Source organism: Microbacterium sp. Ag1 (genome assembly GCF_001005635.1).
Lineage (GTDB): Bacteria > Actinomycetota > Actinomycetes > Actinomycetales > Microbacteriaceae > Microbacterium > Microbacterium oxydans.
Genome location: NZ_LBCR01000034.1, coordinates 351468 through 369777, shown reverse-complemented (window position 1 = coordinate 369777; position 18310 = coordinate 351468). Strand labels below are relative to the sequence as shown.

The following is an 18310-nucleotide window of genomic DNA, read 5'->3' as shown; positions in this document are numbered from 1 at the left end:
CTGTCTCCGGTCTCCGATTACTCGTACATGCGGATCGACGTGGGGTCGATGCCGTCGCCCTCGGTGAACGTCGCCTTGGTCGCGAAGGTCGACCGGTCGATATTCGCGTACGGCATGACACTGGTCGTCGCGTACAGGGCCTGCTCGGCGGTGCCCCAGTCGTCGCACCCTTCGCTGCCGGCCTTCGCGGATGCCGCGGTGACGGCCTCCGTGTACTCCGGATTGTCGATCGAGGCGAAGTTGGTGCCGTTCGGCGGCGTCGGGCCCGAGTAGAACGGCACGAGCATGCTCGGCAGCGAGACGGTGAGCGGCGCGGCCGAGATGTCCCAGTCGCCCGTGGAGAACAGGGTCTCGCTCAGCGTGGGCGAGTCCACGGCGGCGACCGTGATGTCGACGCCCAGCTCCTTCCAGGCGGCCTGGGCGAGCTCCGCTGCGGCGTTGCCGGCGTCGCCGAGCTGCGAAGAGTAGATCATGCGCAGGGTCAGCGTCTCGCCGTCCTTGGTGCGCACGCCGTCGCTGCCGGCCTTCCACCCCGCCCCGTCGAGCGCTGCGGCTGCGGCCTTCGCGTCGAACTCGGGCATGAAGCCCTTCAGCACGTCCGCACGGCAGGGGTTCGGCGACACGGTCACGAGCCCGGTGGGCACGCTGGCGGATCCACTGCCGAGAACCTGGCGCATCTGGTCGAGGTCGAGTGCCTCGAGCAGCGCCTCGCGCACGGCCTGGTCAGCGGTGGGGCGCCCCTCCGCCTGGTTGAAGATGAACTGTCCTGCCGGGGTCGGGATCTCGGTGTGGAACAGCCCGGCGTCCTTGAGGCGCTTGTTGTCCGGACCGATCACGAGGGCGGCGTTGACCTCGCCGGAGAGCAGCAGGTTCGTGGCGGTCGTCTCGTTCGGGATGACGCGGAAGACCACGGAGTCGGGGAGCCCCTTCTGCTTCGGGTCCCAGTCGTCGGGGCCCCAGGCGAAGTCGTCGCGACGGGTCAGCGTGTACTGGCTGTTGGGGACGACTTCGGTCATGGTGAACATGCCGGTGGCCCCTTCGCCCTTGGCGAGCGCATCCGGGTCGTCGATCACCGATCCGCAGACGATCGAGATGCTGCCGATGTTCTCGATCAGGAACGAGTCCGGTCTTCCGCTGGTGACGGTCACCGTGCCGGCGGTGTCGTCGCCCACGGCACTGGTGCCCGGCTGCACCTGCAGCCCGACCAGGGGCGAGCCGTTGGCCGGGTCTCCGATGTGGGTGATGTTCGCGGCCACGTCGGTGGCCGTGAGCGGGGTGCCGTCCTCGCACGTGAGACCGTCACGGAGCGTGAAGGTCGCGGTCGTGGTGTCCGCCTCCCAGGAGTCGGCGAGGCCGGAGGCGATGCTGCCGTCCTCCAGCACCTCGACGAGCCGCGCGTACAGGAAGCGGTCGATCGAGCGCGCGACGGACATCACGGTGACGAAGGGATCGAGGCTGCCCGGATCGGTGGAGATCACCGAGGTGAAGGTCTTGCCGTCGGCGAGCACGCCGTCCGTGGCATCCCCGCTGGGCGGGGCGCCTCCGGCGCAGGACGTCAGGGCGAGCGCCGCAGCGCCGAGCAGCGCGACCAGCGGGGTACGAGAACGCATCAGAAGCCTCCAGCAGTGTTCGGGATGGTGCAGGTGGGTGGTGCAGGGGGATACGGGTCGGGGATCAGCGCGCGCGCAGGTCTTCGACGGCGGCGAAGGCGGCGCGTCCGATCGAGGCGTCCACGAGCGGCTGTCGGTCGCTCAGCGATGCTGCTCGAGTGAACACGGCCACCGCGTACTGACGGCCGTCGGGGTAGGTGACCACACCGGCTTCGTTGCGCCAGGTCGGGAGTGTGCCGGTCTTCGCGGCGATGCGCACCTCGGCAGGGAACCCGGAGGTGAGTCGGTGCGGCCAGATCTGCAGTGCCATGATGTCGCGCGCCTGACGACAGGCCTCCGGTGCGGCGGCGGCGTCGGTCCACAGCGCGTTCAGCACGGCGGTCACCTCGCGCGGCGTGGAGTGCGACGTCCGCAGCGGCTGCACGGCGTCGAGGGCGAGGATCTGCTCCGCGCTCGCTCCGGTCAACAGGTCGTCCAGGTCGCTGTCGGCCGCGCCGCCGAGGTCGGCGACCACCGAGGCGAACAGGTCTTCGCAGCATCCCGCGAGCTGGGTCTGCCGCAGCGCGAGTTCGGAGATGACGCGATCGATGGCCTCTGCGCCCAGGCGGTGGTAGATGACGTCGGTCGCCGCGTTGTCGCTCATGGTCATCATGTTCAGGGCCAGATCGCGCCAGCTCATCTCCACGTCGTCCGCGAAGCCGGCCGTGCCCACCCCTCCGATGCGGTAGCGCGCCGTCACGGTCGTGCGCGCCGCGGGGTCGAGCTCTCCCGCGGCGACCGCGCGTACGAAAGCGGTCAGCACCAGGATCTTGAAGACCGAGGCGAGCACCACCGGCTCATCGGCGCCAACGGTCACCTCAGGACCGCCCTCGACACCGATCTCCCTGGCATGGAGGAAGCCCGTGGCCCCTGCATCTGCGAAGATCTCGGCGATCCGTCGTTCGACGCCCGTCGTGTCCGTTTCCGGTACGGCGGCCGCGATGCTGCTCATGCGTCCACCCGGCGGTCGGCTCGTCCGGTGTGCAGGTACAGAGCACGTCCGCTGCCGTCGTCGCCGACGAAGGCGTGCGGCATGCGCATCCCGTTCTGCGCTTCGCGGGGGAGCAGGGTGTCGCCGAACCCAGCCGATCAGCTCGACGGGCTCCGGTGCCGGCCCCAGTTCGGCGAAGATCCCCTTCATGGTGCGTTCCAGCCAGATGCGGCCATCGTCGTCGACCCGCACGGTGGAGTCGGAGACCGACGACGAGTACGTGCCGAGGATCCGCTCGAGGTCGATCGCGACCGGGGAGTCGGGGATCGACGGCAGCTCCGGGACCGTGACCCCGGCGAGGGCGGCCAGCACCTTCGACGTGATGGCATGGTACGCATCGACCGTGCGTCCGCCGTTCGTGAGCACCGCCACCGCGACTCCCGCGCCCGGCACCATGCGCAGGAATGCGTTCTGGCCGATCGTGCCGCCGTCGTGGCCGATCACGGGTCCGCCGTCCCAGTCGAAGATCTCCCAGCCCAGACCCCAGGCGTCGCCCATCAGTCCGAGTTCGGGCAGGTCGACCTGCCGTTCCTGCATGGCCAGCACGCTCTGCTCCGAGAGCACCCTTGTGCCGTCGGCGGCGACGCCGCCGTCCAGATGCATGCGGGCGTAGGTCACCAGGTCTCGCGCCGTCATGGCGAGCATCGATCCCGCGGGGGCGTTCGAGCGCACCAGGCTCCACACCGGCGCCGGCACGGGCTCGTCGCTGCCCTCCGCGGGGATATGCCCGAGCGCCGCGCGGAACATGATCGCCTCCGCGGCCGTGGTGGCGACGTGAGTGAGCCCCAGGGGAGCAGCGAGGTGGGTACGCAGCGCCTGATCGTAGGACGTGCCGCGCAGCACTTCGACGATGCGGCCGAGCACCACGAACGCGGCGTTGTTGTACGAGAACCGCTCGCCGGGAGCGAAGAGCTGCGGGGCGTCGGCGATCGTCGCGAGGTACTTCTCCACCGCGTCGTCGCCCACTCCGGTGTCGTTGAACAGGTCGCCCTCGAACCCGCTCACGTGGCTCAGCAGCTGACGAGGGGTGATCGCGCTCGCCGCCGTGTCGTCGCCGATCGTGAACTCCGGTACCACCTCGCGCACCGGGGCGTCGAGGTCGAGCAGACCCTCGTCGACGAGCTGCATGATCAGCGTGGCCGTCCAGGTCTTCGTGATGGACCCGATCTGGAAGACCGAGTCCTCGTCGGCTTCGATGCCGGTGTTGCGATTGAGGATCCCGGCTGCGGTGGTGAAGATCTCGCCACCGGCCAGGATCGCGACGGATGCGGCAGGGATATGCGCGTCGGCCAGCATCGTGGGAAGGTTCTCCCGCACCCAGCTGCCGATTTCGTTCAGGTCGGACACGTGCGCTCCTCTTCGTCGAGTAGGCCGTCGTCTTCGGGCGACGGCGATGGGGCCGAGACTATTCGGGCGATCCGACGCCTCGTTGGTTCCCGGCGACGAGACTTGCGCAGACCTTGGTGCGGCCGGACGAACGTTCCCCGAGTCAGCGCCGCCGCACGGCGCGCAGGCCCACATGGAGCAGTTCGGGGCCGCCTTCCGTCTCGTCGAGGAGACGACCGACGGGCTGGGCAGCATCCGTGATCAGGGCGCCGTCGGCACGCACACGCAGTCGCAGGGGCGGCCGCGGAGGGATGCCGAGCGCGGCGATGTCCGCGCGCAGCACCATCGCGAACTCGAGAGCATCACCCGCGCGGGTCACGTCGTAGTGCCACTGCCCGGCGTCGTAGATGCCCACCACGTCGTCGAGCCTGTCCGCGGGGCCGAGCTCGACCTTCTCCGGCGCCTTCTCGATGCCGCGAAGGTTGCGGAAGCACCAGTCGACGACGGCCGTCCCCAGCGCTTTCCCGCCACCGCTGTTGGTCAGGACCGTGACCGCGAGGTCTTCGTCGGGGGCGAGGACGAACTCGCTGAGCTGCGTGTCGGCGATGTTCCCTCCGTGCATCACGACCCGCGCCGAACCGTGATGGCCGAGCAGCCACGGCAGACCGATCGCATCGACGGGCGGGCCGGCCGCGAGGTGGGGCTGCTGCATCAGGAGTCGCGTGGCGTCGCTGACCGGCGTCGTTCCCGAGGACTCGCCGCGCATCTGGAAGCGGGCGTATGCGAGCTGATCGCGTACGGACGACACGATCCCGCCCTCCGGTGCGATGTCACGGGTCAGCGGCCAGTGCGGGAACGTCGTCGCCGCTCCTGACCCGTCGGGGATGTGACCCACCGCGTGCGGGCGGGCGATCACATCCCAGGGGAAGAAGAACGTCTCCGACATGACCAGTGGATCGAACACGACGCGCTGCACGGCACGTTCGAACGTCTCGCCGGTGACCCGCTCGATCACACGGCCGAGCAGCCGGATTCCCGCGTTGCTGTACGAAGCGATGGTGCCGGGAGGGAAGAGCTGCGGGAGCTCGGCGAAGGTCGCGACGTTGCGGGCGAGGGCGTCGTCGTCCCACCCGGGGCGCTCATCCGCATCGCCGAGGAAGCCGCCGGAGTGGGTGAGGAGATGCCGGATGCGCAGCTCAGCCAGCGCCTCCTCGTCGGCGAGCCGGAGGCCGGGGAGCACCTCGACCACGCGGGTGTCGAGGTCGATGGCCCCGATCTCGACCAGATGCATCGCGACCGTCCCGGTGAAGGTCTTCGAGGTGGAGCCGATCTGGAACAGGGTGCGCTCCGTCACGGCTGCGCCCGTGTCGACCGCCGCGACACCGGTCGTCGAGACGATCTCCCTGTCCCCGTCGATCACCCCGACGACCGCACCAGGCACGTTCAAGGCAGCGGCCGTCTCATCGAGGAACCCCTGCAGGTCTGCGCTCGTCCCCTGTGCTGTGCTCATGATGCATCCCCCCGTACGGCGCGCCCCGGAAGCGCAGCGGTCACGAGCTCTCCTTCGTGCACGACGCGAGTGCCGTGAACGAACAGCTCCCGTACGCCCTGCGACGGTCGGGTCGGATCGGCGTAGGTCGCCCTGTCGCTCAGCGTCGTCGGGTCGATCACCACCACGTCCGCATCCGCTCCGACGGTCAGGTGCCCCTTGCTCCGCATCCCGGACGAGACCTCGTCCAGCACGCGGGCGGGCAGGAAGGAGCAGCGGCGGAAGGCGTCGAGCCAGCTCCACGTGCCGCTCTCGAGCACCATGAGCCGGAGCGACTTGGCGAACGTGCCGGCGGTGCGCGGATGCGTGTGCCCACCGGGAGGGAGCGGCCAGTCGCGCTGCTCGTACAGCGTGCGGCCGTCGATCCCCGTCCAGGAGACCGGCATCGCGTCGCTCGCCACGATCGCGTCGGGGTAGGCGAGTGCGCGGTGCAGGTGCGCGCGGTCGAACGGATCGGCCTCGTCGAGGAACGTCACGATGCAGGTCGCTCCGGGGTCGGTCGCCCGCACCTCCCGCAGCCGGGCTTCGTCGGCGATGCGCTCGCCGGTGTCCACGAGCACCAGCGAGCTCGGGGTGATGCCCAGGCCCGGGAGCTTCTCGGGGGCGAGGAAGAACGCGCCGATCGCGGTGCTGCCCGCGCCGTAGGGGTAGGCCTCGACCGTGACGCGGGACCCGGCGGCGCGGCTGCGGTCGATCAGCCCCAGCACGCGGTCCACGTGCCGCAGCGAGGTGCTGTTCACATGGCAGTGGTGCATCGCGGCACCCGTCTCGGCGGCGGCGCGGACGAGCTCCTCAGAGCCGTCGATCGGAGTGCGGGGGTCGGCTTCGATCAGCTCTCGCACATGCGTGAAGGTCGGAGCGTGCGCGGCGGCGGCGAGGCGAGAGAGGTCGAGGAACTCGTCCGGATCGGAGCGCGGCGCGTACCCCATGAGCACGCCGATGCCGAGGGCACCGGCCCCCAGCTCGTCCTCCAACAACCCCAGCCAGCGGCGGCGCTCCGCGGGGGAGGACGAGCGCTGCCACTCCGGCTTGCCGAGCAGATCCATCGACGCGGTGAAGTCGGCGACGGGCACCCGGTCGAGGTGCGCGTACGCCCGCGCCTGCGACCAGGAGGCCGAGAACCCGTAGTTCAGCGGTCGGCCGTCCGCGGCGGCACGGGCGAGGGCTTCGGCGATGGGCATGAGTCCGGCTTCGAGGTCGAGTGCCGTGGTGACGCCGTCCATCGCCTGCAGCCGCTGTCCCGCGATGGAGTGCACGTGGCTGTGCAGGTCGACGAACCCCGGCCCGACGATGAGACCGGTGGCGTCAACCACCTCGGCATCGGCCGGAACCGTGAGTCCGTCGCCGAGAGCGGCCACGCGCCCGTCGGCGAGGAGGAGGTCGGTGATCCGGTCGGTCTCCGTCTTCGGGTCGATGACGCGCCCGCCGCGCAGCAGAGTGTCCACGCTGTCACCCTGCCATGCGGGACGGGGGCGATCCGGTGCGGTGCGACGAAACCGGGTGGTGGTTCCGGTGCCGTCGTACAACCCGTTCTGCGCGCCCCGGTCCACGGGGAGGTGCACGGGAAGGCGTCGACAGACATAATGTACTGGGGATGTGACCGTGCACACGCAAGGAGGCAAGTGATGTCCACCGCCTCCGAGCGCGCCCGCCTGCCGAGTATCCGCGACGTCGCCCGCCTCGCCGGTGTCTCGCATCAGACCGTGTCCCGCGTGCTCAACGACCATCCGAGCATCCGGCCGGAGACGAAGGCCAAGGTGCTCGACGCCATCTCGGTCCTCGACTACCGGCCCAATCTCGCCGCGCGCGCCCTGGTCACCAGCAAGTCGAACATGCTGGGGATCCTGTCCGCGACGATCGGCGAGTTCGGACCCACCTCGTCCATCGCCGGCATCGAGGATGCGGCGCGGGAGGAGGGCTATTCGGTCTCGACGCTGAACCTCGCCGACACGACGCCGGAGGCGATCGGCCATGCGGTGCGGCAGCTGTCGCGGGAGCAAGCCGATGGGATCGTGGTGCTCGCCCCCCAGGTGCGGGTCTTCCATGTCCTGCGCGGCATGTCCGTCGACATGCCGTTCGTGACGCTGCAGACGGCGTCCGGATCCGACGGCGTGAGTCTGTCGGCGGACCAGGTGGCCGGTGCGAAGGCGGCAACGGAGCACCTCATCTCCCTCGGGCACAGCGACATCCTGCACCTGGCCGGTCCCCAGGACTGGATCGAGGCCGAGTCGCGCATGCGGGGCTATCTCGACGGATTGCGTGAGGCCGATCTGCCCACGTTTCCGCCCATCCGTGGCGACTGGACGGCGGACTTCGGGTATTTCGCGGGCAAGGAGCTCTCGCTTCGACGCGACTTCACGGCGGTGTTCGCCGCGAACGACCTGATGGCCATCGGTCTGATGCACGGGTTCCGGGATTCGGGGGTGCGGGTGCCGCACGACGTGAGTGTCATCGGCTTCGACGACATCCCCGTCGCGGCACACGTCGCTCCGACGTTGAGCACCGTGCACCAGGACTTCCCCGAGCTCGGTCGTCGGGCGGTGCGGATCCTGCTCGCGGAGATCCGCGGCGAGCAGGTGCCGGCCTTCGGTCCGCTGCAGACGATCCTGCGCGCCCGCGAATCCGCCGTCGCCCGCTGACTCGTTCCCTGCGGCGCTGCGCGAAGGCTCGCGAACGCATCGAATCCTTTCGATCCGCGCTGTCGCCCGGGGGCTTGCGATCGCGCGCATCTCGGCAGTGTCACGGTCCGGATTCGAAATGCCGATGCCGACTTGACAGCGGTCCCGACGAAGACGACGATATAGCGATGTGAACGGTCACATCGAAGGTGACCGCACGTCGCGAGGAAGATCCGTGAGCACCACAGCAACGTTGCCTACCGTGTCAGGCCCCATCCTGGAGATGCGCAGCATCACCAAGGAGTTCCCCGGGGTCAAGGCGTTGGCCGACGTCTCCATCACCGTCCGAGCCGGCGAGATCCACGCGATCTGCGGTGAGAACGGCGCCGGGAAGTCGACCCTGATGAAGGTCCTGTCCGGGGTGTACCCCTACGGGACCTACGACGGCGAGATCCTGCTCTACGGAGAGGAGCAGCGGTTCAGGGACATCGCGGCCAGCGAGCAGGCGGGCATCGCGATCATCCACCAGGAGCTCGCCCTCATCCCCGAGCTCTCGGTCACCGAGAACATCTTCCTCGGCAACGAGATCCAGCGCGGAGGCCGCATCGACTGGACGGCCCAGAAGGAGCGGGCCATCGAGCTCCTCGCCCGCGTCGGGCTGAGCGAAGACCCCGACGTGCAGATCAAGACCCTCGGCGTCGGCAAGCAGCAGCTCATCGAGATCGCGAAGGCGCTCAACAAGGACGTCAAGCTCCTGATCCTCGACGAGCCGACCGCCGCGCTCAACGAGAACGACTCGCAGCATCTGCTCGACCTGATCCTGGGGCTGAAGGCCAAGGGCATCGCGTCGATCATGATCAGCCACAAGCTCAACGAGATCGAGCAGATCGCCGACGAGATCACCATCATCCGCGACGGCCGCACGGTCGAGACGCTCGACATCTCGCGCGGAGAGATCAACGAGGACCGCATCATCCGCGGCATGGTCGGTCGTTCCCTCGAGAGCCGCTACCCGGATCGCACCCCCGAGATCGGCGAGGTGTTCTTCGAGGTCAAGGACTGGTGGGTGCAGCACCCGACCGTGCCCGAGCGCATGGTCGTCAAGGGCTCGAACATCAACGTGCGCCGCGGCGAGGTCGTCGGCATCGCCGGTCTCATGGGAGCGGGTCGCACCGAGTTCGCCATGAGCATCTTCGGGCGCTCGTACGGCACCTTCCTCTCCGGAACCCTGATCAAGGACGGCCAGGAGGTCGCCCTGCACGACGTCGCCTCGGCGATCAAGCACGGGCTCGCGTACGTCAGCGAAGACCGCAAGGTGCTCGGACTCAACCTGCTCGACACGATCAAGCGGTCCATCGTCGCGGCGAAGCTCTCCAAGATCGCCCACAACGGCGTCGTCGACTCCCGTGAGGAGTTCTCGGTGGCTGAGCGCTACCGCAAGGCGCTGCGCATCAAGACGCCGTCGGTCGAAGAGGGCGTCGGCAAGCTCTCCGGTGGAAACCAGCAGAAGGTCGTGCTGGCCAAGTGGATGTTCACCGATCCCGACCTGCTGATCCTCGACGAGCCGACCCGCGGCATCGACGTGGGCGCGAAGTACGAGATCTACGCGATCATCAACGAGCTCGCCGCCCAGGGCAAGGGTGTCATCGTCATCTCCAGCGAGCTTCCCGAACTCCTCGGCATCTCCGACCGCATCTACACCGTCTTCGAGGGTCGGGTCACCGACTGCATCCCGGCCGATCAGGCGACACCCGAGGACCTCATGCGCAGCATGACCTCCACGAACCAGAAAGCATCCGCATGACCACCGACACCACCGCAACGAAGCGCGGCTTCCACTTCAAGGACATCACGAAGATGTTCGGGGGAGGGCAGTCGACCCTCCGTCAGTTCGGCATCCTCGGCAGCCTCGTCGTGATCCTGGTCGTCTTCCAGGTGCTGACGTGGATCTTCAAGGGCACCGGCCTGACGCTGTCCTCCGGCAACCTGATCAACGTCGTCAACCAGTACTCGTACATCCTGATCCTGGCCATCGGCATGGTGATGGTCATCATCATGGGTCATATCGACCTCTCCGTCGGATCCGTCGCCGCGTTCACGGGCATCGTCGTGGCCAAGGCCATGGCCGACTGGAACCTCCCCTGGCCGCTGGGCATCCTGCTCGGTCTCGGTGTCGGCGTGCTCGTCGGTGCCTGGCAGGGGTTCTGGGTCGCCTACGTCGGGGTGCCGGCGTTCATCGTGACGCTGGCGGGCATGTTGTTCTTCCGAGGCGCGAACCAGTGGGTCGGCGACTCGCAGTCCGTGCCGGTGCCGCAGGGCTTCAAGGTGATCGGTGCCGGCTACCTGCCCGAGCTGCCGTTCATCCCGGTGCCGTTCAACGTGTTCACGATGCTCCTCGCCCTTCTCGGGGTGGCCTGGATCGTGTTCTGGGAGTTCCGCACGCGTCGCATCCAGCGCAAGATGGGTGCCGAGATGGCGCCGGCGTGGGTGAGCGTCACCAAGGTCGTGCTGATCTCCGCCGTGATCCTGATCGCGGGCTGGCTGTTCGCCACCGGGCGCGAGGGCACCAGCTTCCCGATCTCCGGCATCATCCTGCTCGCCCTGGTCATCCTCTACTCGTTCATCACGAACAACACCGTCTTCGGTCGCCACATCTACGCGGTCGGCGGCAACCGGCAGGCTGCGCGCCTGTCGGGTGTGAAGGACCGCTGGGTCGACTTCTTCGTGATGATGAACATGTCGGTGCTGGCGTCGCTGGCCGGCATGATCTACGTCGCCAGGGCGACCGCCTCCGGTCCCCAGGACGGCAACGGCTGGGAGCTGGATGCGATCGCCTCGGTCTTCATCGGTGGCGCGGCCGTCTCCGGCGGGATCGGAACCGTGATCGGCTCGATCATCGGTGGTCTCGTGATGGCCTTCCTCAACAACGGTCTCGCCCTCCTGGGCGCCGGTGCCGACGTGGTGTCGATGATCAAGGGCCTCGTGCTGCTGTTCGCCGTCGGTGTCGACGTCTGGAACAAGCAGCAGGGCCGCCCGTCGATCATCGGATTCCTCACGCGTCGATTCGGCCGCAAGCAGGACCCGGCGACCGACACGTTCGATCCGACCAAGACGAATTACCCCACCAGCCAGAAGTACGAAGCCCCCGCCGTCGAAGAGACGCGCGGATAGTAGGGGCCCAGGCGCGTACCGCACGCGCACCTGGTCCTTCACACACCAGAGAAAGAGATCACATGAAGAAGATTCTTCTGTCGGCGACAGCGCTTGTCGTCGCGGGCGCCTTCGCCCTCACCGGCTGCTCCTCGGAGCGCGGTGGCACCGGATCGGGAGCGGGGGAGGAGACCGCCAAGGGCTTCGCCGCCGACGCCACGATCGGTGTCGCCCTTCCGGACAAGACCTCGGAGAACTGGGTTCTCGCCGGTCAGCTGTTCACCGACGGCCTGAAGAAGGCCGGATTCAAGCCGGACGTGCAGTACGCACCGGCCAGCAACACGGTCGCCGAGCAGCAGAACCAGATCCAGGCGATGGTCACCGGTGGCGCCAAGGTCATCATCATCGGCGCGAAGGACGGCAAGCAGCTCGCCACCCAGGTCGAGGCCGCCCGTGACGCCGGCGTCACGGTCATCGCGTACGACCGTCTGATCGAGAACACCGAAGCCGTCGACTACTACGTGGCGTTCGACAACTTCAAGGTCGGTCAGCTGCAGGGTCAGGCTCTGCTCGACGGGCTCGCCGAGCGCGCGGGTCACGAGGCTCCGTACAACATCGAGCTGTTCTCGGGCTCGCCCGATGACGCGAACTCGGCCGTGTTCTTCAACGGTGCGATGGACGTGCTGCAGCCGAAGATCGATGACGGCACGCTGAAGGTCGTCTCCGGTCAGACCGAGATCGCCCAGACGGCGACCGAGGGCTGGAAGGCGGAGAACGCTCAGCGCCGCATGGACTCGCTCCTGACGTCGACGTACAGCTCCGAGACGCTCGACGGCGTCCTGTCCCCGAACGACACCCTCGCTCGCGCCATCATCACCTCGGTGCAGGGTGCGGGCAAGCCGGTCCCGGTGGTCACGGGTCAGGACTCCGAGGTCGAGTCGGTGAAGTCGATCATGGAGGGCGTCCAGTACTCCACGATCAACAAGGACACCACGCTCCTCGTCGAGCAGTCGATCAAGATGGTCGGCCAGCTCCAGAAGGGCGAAGAGGTCGACGTCAACGACACCGAGCAGTACGACAACGGCGTGAAGGTCGTTCCGGCCTACCTGCTCGACCCGATCATCGTCACCAAGGAGAACGCGGCAGAGGCCTACGCCAACGTCCCGAGCCTCCTCGAGATCGTGAAGTCGTACCAGTAAGACACATCGCTCCGCGACGCTCGTCGTCGCGGAACACGAGCCGTCCGGACCCTCGGGTCCGGGCGGCTCGTTCGCGTTTCGAGGGTGCTCGCGTCGGGTGGCTCCGATGATTACGGTGAAGGTGTGAAGCTCGCTCTGCGTCCGATGATCCCCGCCGATGCGGAGACGTTCGCGTCGTGGGCCGAGGATCCGGTGTTCCGCGCACACGCGGGGTGGAGCCAGGACATGACGGTCGATCGAGTCGCCTCGTGGTGGCGCGAGATCATCGAACACCGCGACCCCCGCCTGGTGCGGCTCGCGGCCGTAGACGAGGTGGGCGAGCTGATCGGTCATGTCGACCTTCACGACACGGATGGCCTGCACGATGCGGAGGGAGGACCTCGAGAACTCGGGTTCCTGATCGGGCCCTCTCGTCGGTGGAGACACGGATGGGGTACGGCGGCCGCCCTCGCCGGCCTCGATCACGGATTCACGCAGCTGGGACTGTCGTCGATCTGGGCTGAGGCGGTGGAGGCGAACACCGGTTCCGTCCGCGTGCTTCGCCGGATCGGGATGACGGAAACGGGCCACGGCACTTCGGAGAGCTTTCTCGGCGCCGATTCGCGGTACCTGCGGTTCCACTTGTCACGGGCCGATTGGGAACGCGGCAGTCCGTTCAGGTCGGCATTCTGATCAGAAGCGTGCTCCTGAAGCGTGCTCCTGAAGTGTGCTCCTGAAGCGTGCTCCTGCGAGGTGTCTCAGAAGCGCGGGCGAACTGGCTCGTCCGGTGCCGGCTGGTCTGGCGGTGACTCGTCGGTGAACACCACCGTGTTCTGGGGCGGTGGGCGGTCGATGTACTCGCGCCCGGTCGGGCTCGTCCATTCCAAGACGCCACCGGGGCGCTGCTCGACATTCCAGGGGGAATGGTGTTTGAGCATGTGATGTCGTCGGCAGAACGCGGAGAGGTTCGATTCGCAGGTGGCACCGCCGCTCGAGGCCGCATGATTGTGATCGAGGTCGCACTTTCGGGCGACGATCCCGCACCCGGGGAACCGGCAGCGTTGATCTCGCGCTCGAAGGTGTCGTCGCAGCCGCGCGTTCGGTCGGTAGCGATCCACCGCGAGCATCTCGCCGGAGATCGGATGCGTGAGCACCCGATCCCACCCGGAGACGAGACCGGCGAGTGCTCGAGCAGTCGCCGTGTCGATCGGAACCACACCGTCGAGCTCGGCCGGCGGCGGCACAACGTCGAGCTCGGCCGGCGGCGGTACGGAACCTGCTCGCGGCGGCACGGAACCGGGCACGAACGGGAGCCCCTGTCGTGTGGCATCGTCGCGGCCCATCAGCGTCATCACCGGAACCGTGACCTCGACGCGGGCCTCGATCTCTCCGAGCAGGCCGTCGGCGGTGTCGTGTCCGGTGGGCGTTCCGGTCAGCACGAGGTCGGTCAGCAGGTCAGTGCGCAGCTGATCGACCGTACGCGCCTCGCGGTCGTGCTCCTCGGTGGTGCTCACATCAGCGGTGCCTTCATCAGCCGTGCCTTCATCAGCGGTGCGTTCATCAGCGGTGCCTTGATCAACAACGGCGCTCTGCTGCTTCACCGCATGAGCCATCTGCGAGAGCCGATCGAACATACCGTGCACGAGCACGGCGGGAGCCTGGACGCCGAGCTCGGCCATGCCGTCATCGAGGTCGCGCACCCAGACCCGACGCTTCTCCCGCGCATCGAGGTGCCTCTCGGTGAGCGTGCGCTCCTGGAACCGCTCCGCGAGCCGGCGGGCCAGCCTGCGCAGCCGGTTGGGGGATTCGCCCGCGGCCAGTTCCACCGCCTCGTCAGCGAACGCCTGTCGATCCGCCGCGTGCTCGAGGTGCGCGCCCGCATCGACGATGACGCGCGAATGCGCCGCGCTGATGCGCCCCTCGCCCTGGGCCCGCCACGCGGCCGGGAAGCGTTCGACCAGCCAGGAGGCGTCGGCCATCCGCCGTTCCACCGTGCGGTCGCTCACGCGCTGTGCGGCCCCGATCTCGGCGGCCACGGCGCGGATTGCCATGTCTCCCCGGTCGGGGTGCTCCGCGGCGCGGGCGATGTCGACGGCGAGGCGCCCTGCCATCGCCAGCATGCCGTCGCGAGCGGCGTGCATGCTGCTCAGCGTGGCCTCCGCCGCTTCGAGCGACGCGACCAGATCGGCGAGCATCGCCATCTGGGTGTCCGTCGCGTCGAGCAGTGCGTTCATGGACTCAGTCCATCATGGGCCACCGACATTCCGACGGCGGCGGCACTCGGGTGAGATCGCTCAGCCGCGAAGCTCTCGGGTCGCCTGGCCGGTGCGCTGCAGCGCGTCGACCGTCTCGGCGTAGCGGCGCTTGGCGACGCCGAGGAACAGGCAGTCCACGAGGGTGAGCTGGGCGATGCGACTCACCATCGCCCCCGCGCGGAAGCTCGACTCGCGCACCTCGGTGAACAGCGCATGGTCGGCCGCGCGGGCGAGCGGAGAGTCCTTGGCGGAGGTGACCGCGATCGTGGTCGCGCCGCTCGCACGCGCGGTCTCCAGGAACCGCACGGTCTCGAGGGTCGAACCCGAGTGCGAGAAGCCGATGGCGACCGTGCCCGCGGTGGGCAGCGCCGACACGGCGACGGCCTCGTGGGGGTCGGCGGGCATGTGGGCGTTGCGTCCGACACGGAGCAGCTTGTGGCTGAGGTCCTCGGCCACGAAGCGGCTGGCACCGAGGCCGTAGAGGAGTATGCGCTCCCCGCGGTCGATCGCGTCGACGGCAGCCTCGAGCACCTCGAAGTCGAGCCGCGCGACGGTCTCCTCGATCGCCAGCAGTTCGAGTGATGCGACCTTCGATACCGCCTCCTGCAGAGTGTCCGACTCCGAGATCTCCGACCCGTAGGCGCCCCGTGCCGAGAACTGGGCGGCCTCCTTGCCGAGTTCGGAGGCCAGGGCCATGCGCAGCGGGGCGTACCCGCTGAAGCCGATCGCCCGGCAGAAGCGCACGACCGACGCGACCGAGGTGCCGCACTCCGTGGCGAGTTCGTTGATGGTGCTGTCGATCACGACGGAGGGGTTCTCGCGCACGACGAGGGCGATGCGGGCGAGGGAAGGGGTCAGCGTGGATGCTGCCGCCTCGATCGTCGACTGGATGCTCATGCCGTCCTCCGTCGTGGTGAGTGCGAGGTGTGAGGTGCGAGGTGCACGGTGTAAATTCTTTTTGCCGAGTCTACTTCCGATGTAGGCTCTTTTCACAGACTTTGTCGCCGATCCGGAGGAGGGCCCATGGACGCACGCGTCACGGCATCCGTCGACCTCGGCAAGTCGCGGTGCCGCGTCCTCGTCACCGGCCCCGACCGCCGGATCGAGCGTGACGGCGTCGGAGCGCCCGGACTCGCCGCAGCGGGCGGGGTGAAGAGCGCGCTCGAGGCCATCCTGCGGCTCCTGTCGGGCGACGAGGGGCTGGAGCTGGTCGGGGTGGGTGCGGCCGGCGCATGGCTCGCACCCGATGCTGCGCGGGATCTGGCCTCATCGCTCGCCGCGGCGACCGGAGCGCAGACCGCTGTCGCGTCCGACGTGGTCACCGCTCATGCGGGAGCCCTCGACGGCGGCGCCGGCGTGCTCCTCATCGCCGGGACCGGGGCGGCCGCGTTGGGCATCGACTCCGACGGCGCGCGCCTCGTCGACGGCTGGGGCCCTGAGCTCGGCGACCTCGGCAGCGGCTCGTGGCTCGGACGGGAAGCGCTGCGCGCCGTACTGCGCGCGAACGACTCGCTGGGGCCGAGCACGGTCCTCACCGCGGCGATCGCCGATCCGGTCGGCGACGTCGCCGACATCCAGGCGTGGCTCGCCGGCGGCGAGCCCCTTCCGCGGCGCCTCGCGACGCTCGCGCCCCTCGTGCTCGATGCCGCGCAGAACGGCGATGCGGCTGCCTCCGCGATCGTCGACGAGGGCGTCCGTCTGCTCACGGCGACGGCCACCGCCGCTTCCGCGCTCACCGCCGACACCGTCATCCACGGCGGTCTGACCGACCACGTCTGGTTCCGCCCGCAGCTCACGTCGTCCCTGCAGGCAGCCGAGCGTCGGGTCGTGCCCGCGCGCGGCGACGCCCTCGACGGGGCGCTGCTTCTCGCGCGCCGCACCGACCTCCCCCATGAAAGGTTCGTCCACCGTGCCGAATGACGACTCCCGCCTGACCGCCCTCCTCTCCGTGCTGGAGCGCCTCGACACCGAGGCCTCGACGACGGAGCGGGGCGACCTCGACCTGCTCGGCACGGCCGAGCTCGTGCGACGGATGAACGCGGAGGACCGCCGGGTGCCGGAAGCCGTCGCCGAGCGCGCGGAGGAGATCGCGACTGCCGTCGACGGCATCACCGAGCGGTTCCGTCGCGGCGGACGCCTCATCTACATCGGAGCGGGCACCGCGGGCCGCATCGGCGTGCTCGACGCGAGCGAGTGCCCGCCGACGTTCGGCACGGATCCCTCGATGGTGGTCGGTCTGATCGCGGGTGGTGAGACGGCCATCCGCTCCGCCGTCGAGAACGCCGAGGACGATGACGCGGCCGCCGAGGCGTCGCTGCGCGAGCTCGGACTCACCGAGCGCGACACGGTGGTGGGCATCTCGGCCTCTGGCCGTACTCCATACGTCGTCGGCGGCCTGACGTATGCGCGCGGCATCGGCGCGTTCACGGTGGCGATAGCGTCGAACGCCGACTCCGAGATCGGGGCCGCGGCCGAGGTCGCGATCGAGGTCGTCACCGGACCCGAGTTCATCTCCGGGTCCACGCGGCTGAAGTCCGGGACGGCGCAGAAGCTCGTCGTGAACATGCTCACGACGCTGTCGATGATCAACCTCGGCAAGACGTATCGCGGCGTGATGGTCGATCTGCTGGCCACGAACGAGAAGCTGCACGCCCGTTCGATCCGCACGGTGTCGCAGCTGTCCGGCGTCGACACCGAGGGGGCGGCCACGGCGCTGCAGGCGGCGGACGGCTCGGTCAAGCTCGCGCTGCTGATGCTCGCCGCCGATGCGACGGCGGATGCTGCGGCGTCCGCGCTCGACGAGGCCGACGGGATCCTTCGCGACGCCATCACCGCGCTCGCCTGATCGGCGCGCTTCCCGCGCGTCCGATACGGTATGCGGATGCCCCTCGCTCTGATCACCGGCGCTGCGCGCGCCGACAGCATCGCCGCCGGAATCGTCCCCCGACTGCGCGCCGCCGGCTGGACCGTCGTCACCAGCGACCTACACGATGCCGACCACCCCGCCGACCTCTCCACGGTCGAGGGACCAGAAGCGCTGATCGCGGAGGTGACGGCGGCTCATGGGCCGATCACCGCGCTCATCCTGAGTCACGCGCACGATGTGGAGTCAGGAGTGCTCGACACCACAGCGGAGAGCTTCGACCTGCACGTCGCCGTGAACGCGCGAGCGACCCTGCTGCTGATCGCGGCCTTCGCCCGTCAGGTCGGCGACGACGGGGGAGTGGTCCTGGCGTTGACCAGCGACCACGTGACCGGCAACCTCCCCTACGGCGCGTCGAAGGGGGCGCTCGACCGCCTCGTCATCTCCGCGGCGCGCGAGCTCGGCCCCCGGGGGATCTCCGCGAACGTGCTGAACCCCGGACCCGTCGACACCGGCTGGATGGACGACGAGACGCGCACGGGCCTGGCCGGGATGACCCCGCTCGGACGCCTCGGCCGGCCCGCGGATGTGGCGGCCGTGGTGGAGTTCCTCGTGTCCGACGAGGGTCGCTGGATCTCGGGGCAGCTGCTGAAGTCCGACGGGGCCTTCTCGGCGCAGTACTGACTGACGCCGGGCCTGCGACCTGCGGGCCCGGTGCCTGTGCCGGTACC

The 18310-nt window shown here is 68.9% G+C and carries 14 protein-coding genes; 8 read left to right on the top strand and 6 right to left on the bottom strand.

Features of this window, described 5'->3' with window-relative positions:
- Window positions 1-17: 17 nt before the first annotated feature.
- From AAY78_RS18440 to AAY78_RS18420, 4 genes are all read right to left on the bottom strand, one after another.
- Window positions 18-1610, bottom strand: coding sequence for an ABC transporter substrate-binding protein (locus AAY78_RS18440; protein ID WP_046749711.1), 1593 nt, complete (start codon window positions 1608-1610; stop codon window positions 18-20).
- A gap of 64 nt (window positions 1611-1674) precedes the next feature.
- Entirely contained in the window at window positions 1675-3987 is a 2313-nt protein-coding gene (locus tag AAY78_RS19975; protein ID WP_197077723.1) for a serine hydrolase, read from the bottom strand.
- Window positions 3988-4129: 142 nt separating this feature from the next.
- Window positions 4130-5476 carry a serine hydrolase domain-containing protein gene (locus AAY78_RS18425; RefSeq protein ID WP_052748841.1) on the bottom strand — a complete coding sequence of 449 codons (1347 nt, stop codon included), beginning with the start codon at window positions 5474-5476 and terminating at the stop codon, window positions 4130-4132.
- On the bottom strand, window positions 5473-6960 hold the full coding sequence (locus tag AAY78_RS18420; protein ID WP_046749865.1) for an amidohydrolase family protein: 1488 nt from the start codon (window positions 6958-6960) through the stop codon (window positions 5473-5475). Before AAY78_RS18420 ends, AAY78_RS18425 begins: the two co-directional genes overlap by 4 nt.
- Window positions 6961-7140: 180 nt before the next feature.
- Here AAY78_RS18420 and AAY78_RS18415 point away from each other — a divergent pair, with 180 nt between their 5' ends.
- From AAY78_RS18415 to AAY78_RS18395, 5 genes are all read left to right on the top strand, one after another.
- Window positions 7141-8154, top strand: coding sequence for a LacI family DNA-binding transcriptional regulator (locus AAY78_RS18415; protein ID WP_046749709.1), 1014 nt, complete (start codon window positions 7141-7143; stop codon window positions 8152-8154).
- A gap of 169 nt (window positions 8155-8323) precedes the next feature.
- On the top strand, window positions 8324-9937 hold the full coding sequence (gene mmsA / locus AAY78_RS18410) for a multiple monosaccharide ABC transporter ATP-binding protein (RefSeq protein ID WP_420845718.1): 1614 nt from the start codon (window positions 8324-8326) through the stop codon (window positions 9935-9937).
- Complete coding sequence (gene mmsB / locus AAY78_RS18405; RefSeq protein ID WP_046749707.1) at window positions 9934-11304, top strand: multiple monosaccharide ABC transporter permease; 1371 nt, start codon at window positions 9934-9936, stop codon at window positions 11302-11304. Before mmsA ends, mmsB begins: the two co-directional genes overlap by 4 nt.
- A 62-nt stretch (window positions 11305-11366) precedes the next feature.
- Window positions 11367-12482: a substrate-binding domain-containing protein gene (locus AAY78_RS18400; RefSeq protein ID WP_046749706.1), complete on the top strand. Its 1116-nt coding sequence runs from the start codon at window positions 11367-11369 to the stop codon at window positions 12480-12482.
- 123 nt (window positions 12483-12605) lie between these two features.
- Window positions 12606-13154, top strand: coding sequence for a GNAT family N-acetyltransferase (locus AAY78_RS18395; protein ID WP_156172687.1), 549 nt, complete (start codon window positions 12606-12608; stop codon window positions 13152-13154).
- A gap of 65 nt (window positions 13155-13219) precedes the next feature.
- Here AAY78_RS18395 and AAY78_RS18390 read toward each other — a convergent pair whose 3' ends face one another.
- Window positions 13220-14695: an HNH endonuclease signature motif containing protein gene (locus tag AAY78_RS18390; protein ID WP_046749705.1), complete on the bottom strand. Its 1476-nt coding sequence runs from the start codon at window positions 14693-14695 to the stop codon at window positions 13220-13222.
- A gap of 60 nt (window positions 14696-14755) precedes the next feature.
- Entirely contained in the window at window positions 14756-15613 is an 858-nt protein-coding gene (locus AAY78_RS18385) for a MurR/RpiR family transcriptional regulator (RefSeq protein ID WP_046749704.1), read from the bottom strand.
- Between the two features lie 126 nt (window positions 15614-15739).
- On the opposite strand from AAY78_RS18385, the gene AAY78_RS18380 reads away from it, so the two are divergent.
- From AAY78_RS18380 to AAY78_RS18370, 3 genes are read left to right on the top strand one after another with little or no spacing between them, the layout of a single operon-like run.
- Window positions 15740-16636, top strand: a complete 897-nt coding sequence (locus AAY78_RS18380) for an N-acetylglucosamine kinase (protein WP_046749703.1) — start codon at window positions 15740-15742, stop codon at window positions 16634-16636.
- Window positions 16626-17561 carry an N-acetylmuramic acid 6-phosphate etherase gene (murQ, locus tag AAY78_RS18375; protein WP_082108752.1) on the top strand — a complete coding sequence of 312 codons (936 nt, stop codon included), beginning with the start codon at window positions 16626-16628 and terminating at the stop codon, window positions 17559-17561. The genes AAY78_RS18380 and murQ overlap by 11 nt, the downstream gene beginning before the upstream one ends.
- Before the next feature lie 36 nt (window positions 17562-17597).
- Window positions 17598-18263 carry an SDR family oxidoreductase gene (locus tag AAY78_RS18370; RefSeq protein ID WP_046749863.1) on the top strand — a complete coding sequence of 222 codons (666 nt, stop codon included), beginning with the start codon at window positions 17598-17600 and terminating at the stop codon, window positions 18261-18263.
- The last annotated feature ends 47 nt before the right edge of the window (window positions 18264-18310 follow it).

Excerpts from the sequence above, each read along its gene's own strand:
- AAY78_RS18440 (WP_046749711.1), bottom strand. The coding sequence starts at position 1,610 with ATGCGTTCTCGTACCCCGCTGGTCGCGCTGCTCGGCGCTGCGGCGCTC.
- AAY78_RS18425 (WP_052748841.1), bottom strand. The coding sequence starts at position 5,476 with ATGAGCACAGCACAGGGGACGAGCGCAGACCTGCAGGGGTTCCTCGAT.
- AAY78_RS18415 (WP_046749709.1), top strand. The coding sequence starts at position 7,141 with ATGTCCACCGCCTCCGAGCGCGCCCGCCTGCCGAGTATCCGCGACGTC.
- mmsB (WP_046749707.1), top strand. The coding sequence starts at position 9,934 with ATGACCACCGACACCACCGCAACGAAGCGCGGCTTCCACTTCAAGGAC.
- AAY78_RS18400 (WP_046749706.1), top strand. The coding sequence starts at position 11,367 with ATGAAGAAGATTCTTCTGTCGGCGACAGCGCTTGTCGTCGCGGGCGCC.
- AAY78_RS18390 (WP_046749705.1), bottom strand. The coding sequence starts at position 14,695 with ATGAACGCACTGCTCGACGCGACGGACACCCAGATGGCGATGCTCGCC.
- AAY78_RS18385 (WP_046749704.1), bottom strand. The coding sequence starts at position 15,613 with ATGAGCATCCAGTCGACGATCGAGGCGGCAGCATCCACGCTGACCCCT.
- AAY78_RS18380 (WP_046749703.1), top strand. The coding sequence starts at position 15,740 with ATGGACGCACGCGTCACGGCATCCGTCGACCTCGGCAAGTCGCGGTGC.
- AAY78_RS18370 (WP_046749863.1), top strand. The coding sequence starts at position 17,598 with ATGCCCCTCGCTCTGATCACCGGCGCTGCGCGCGCCGACAGCATCGCC.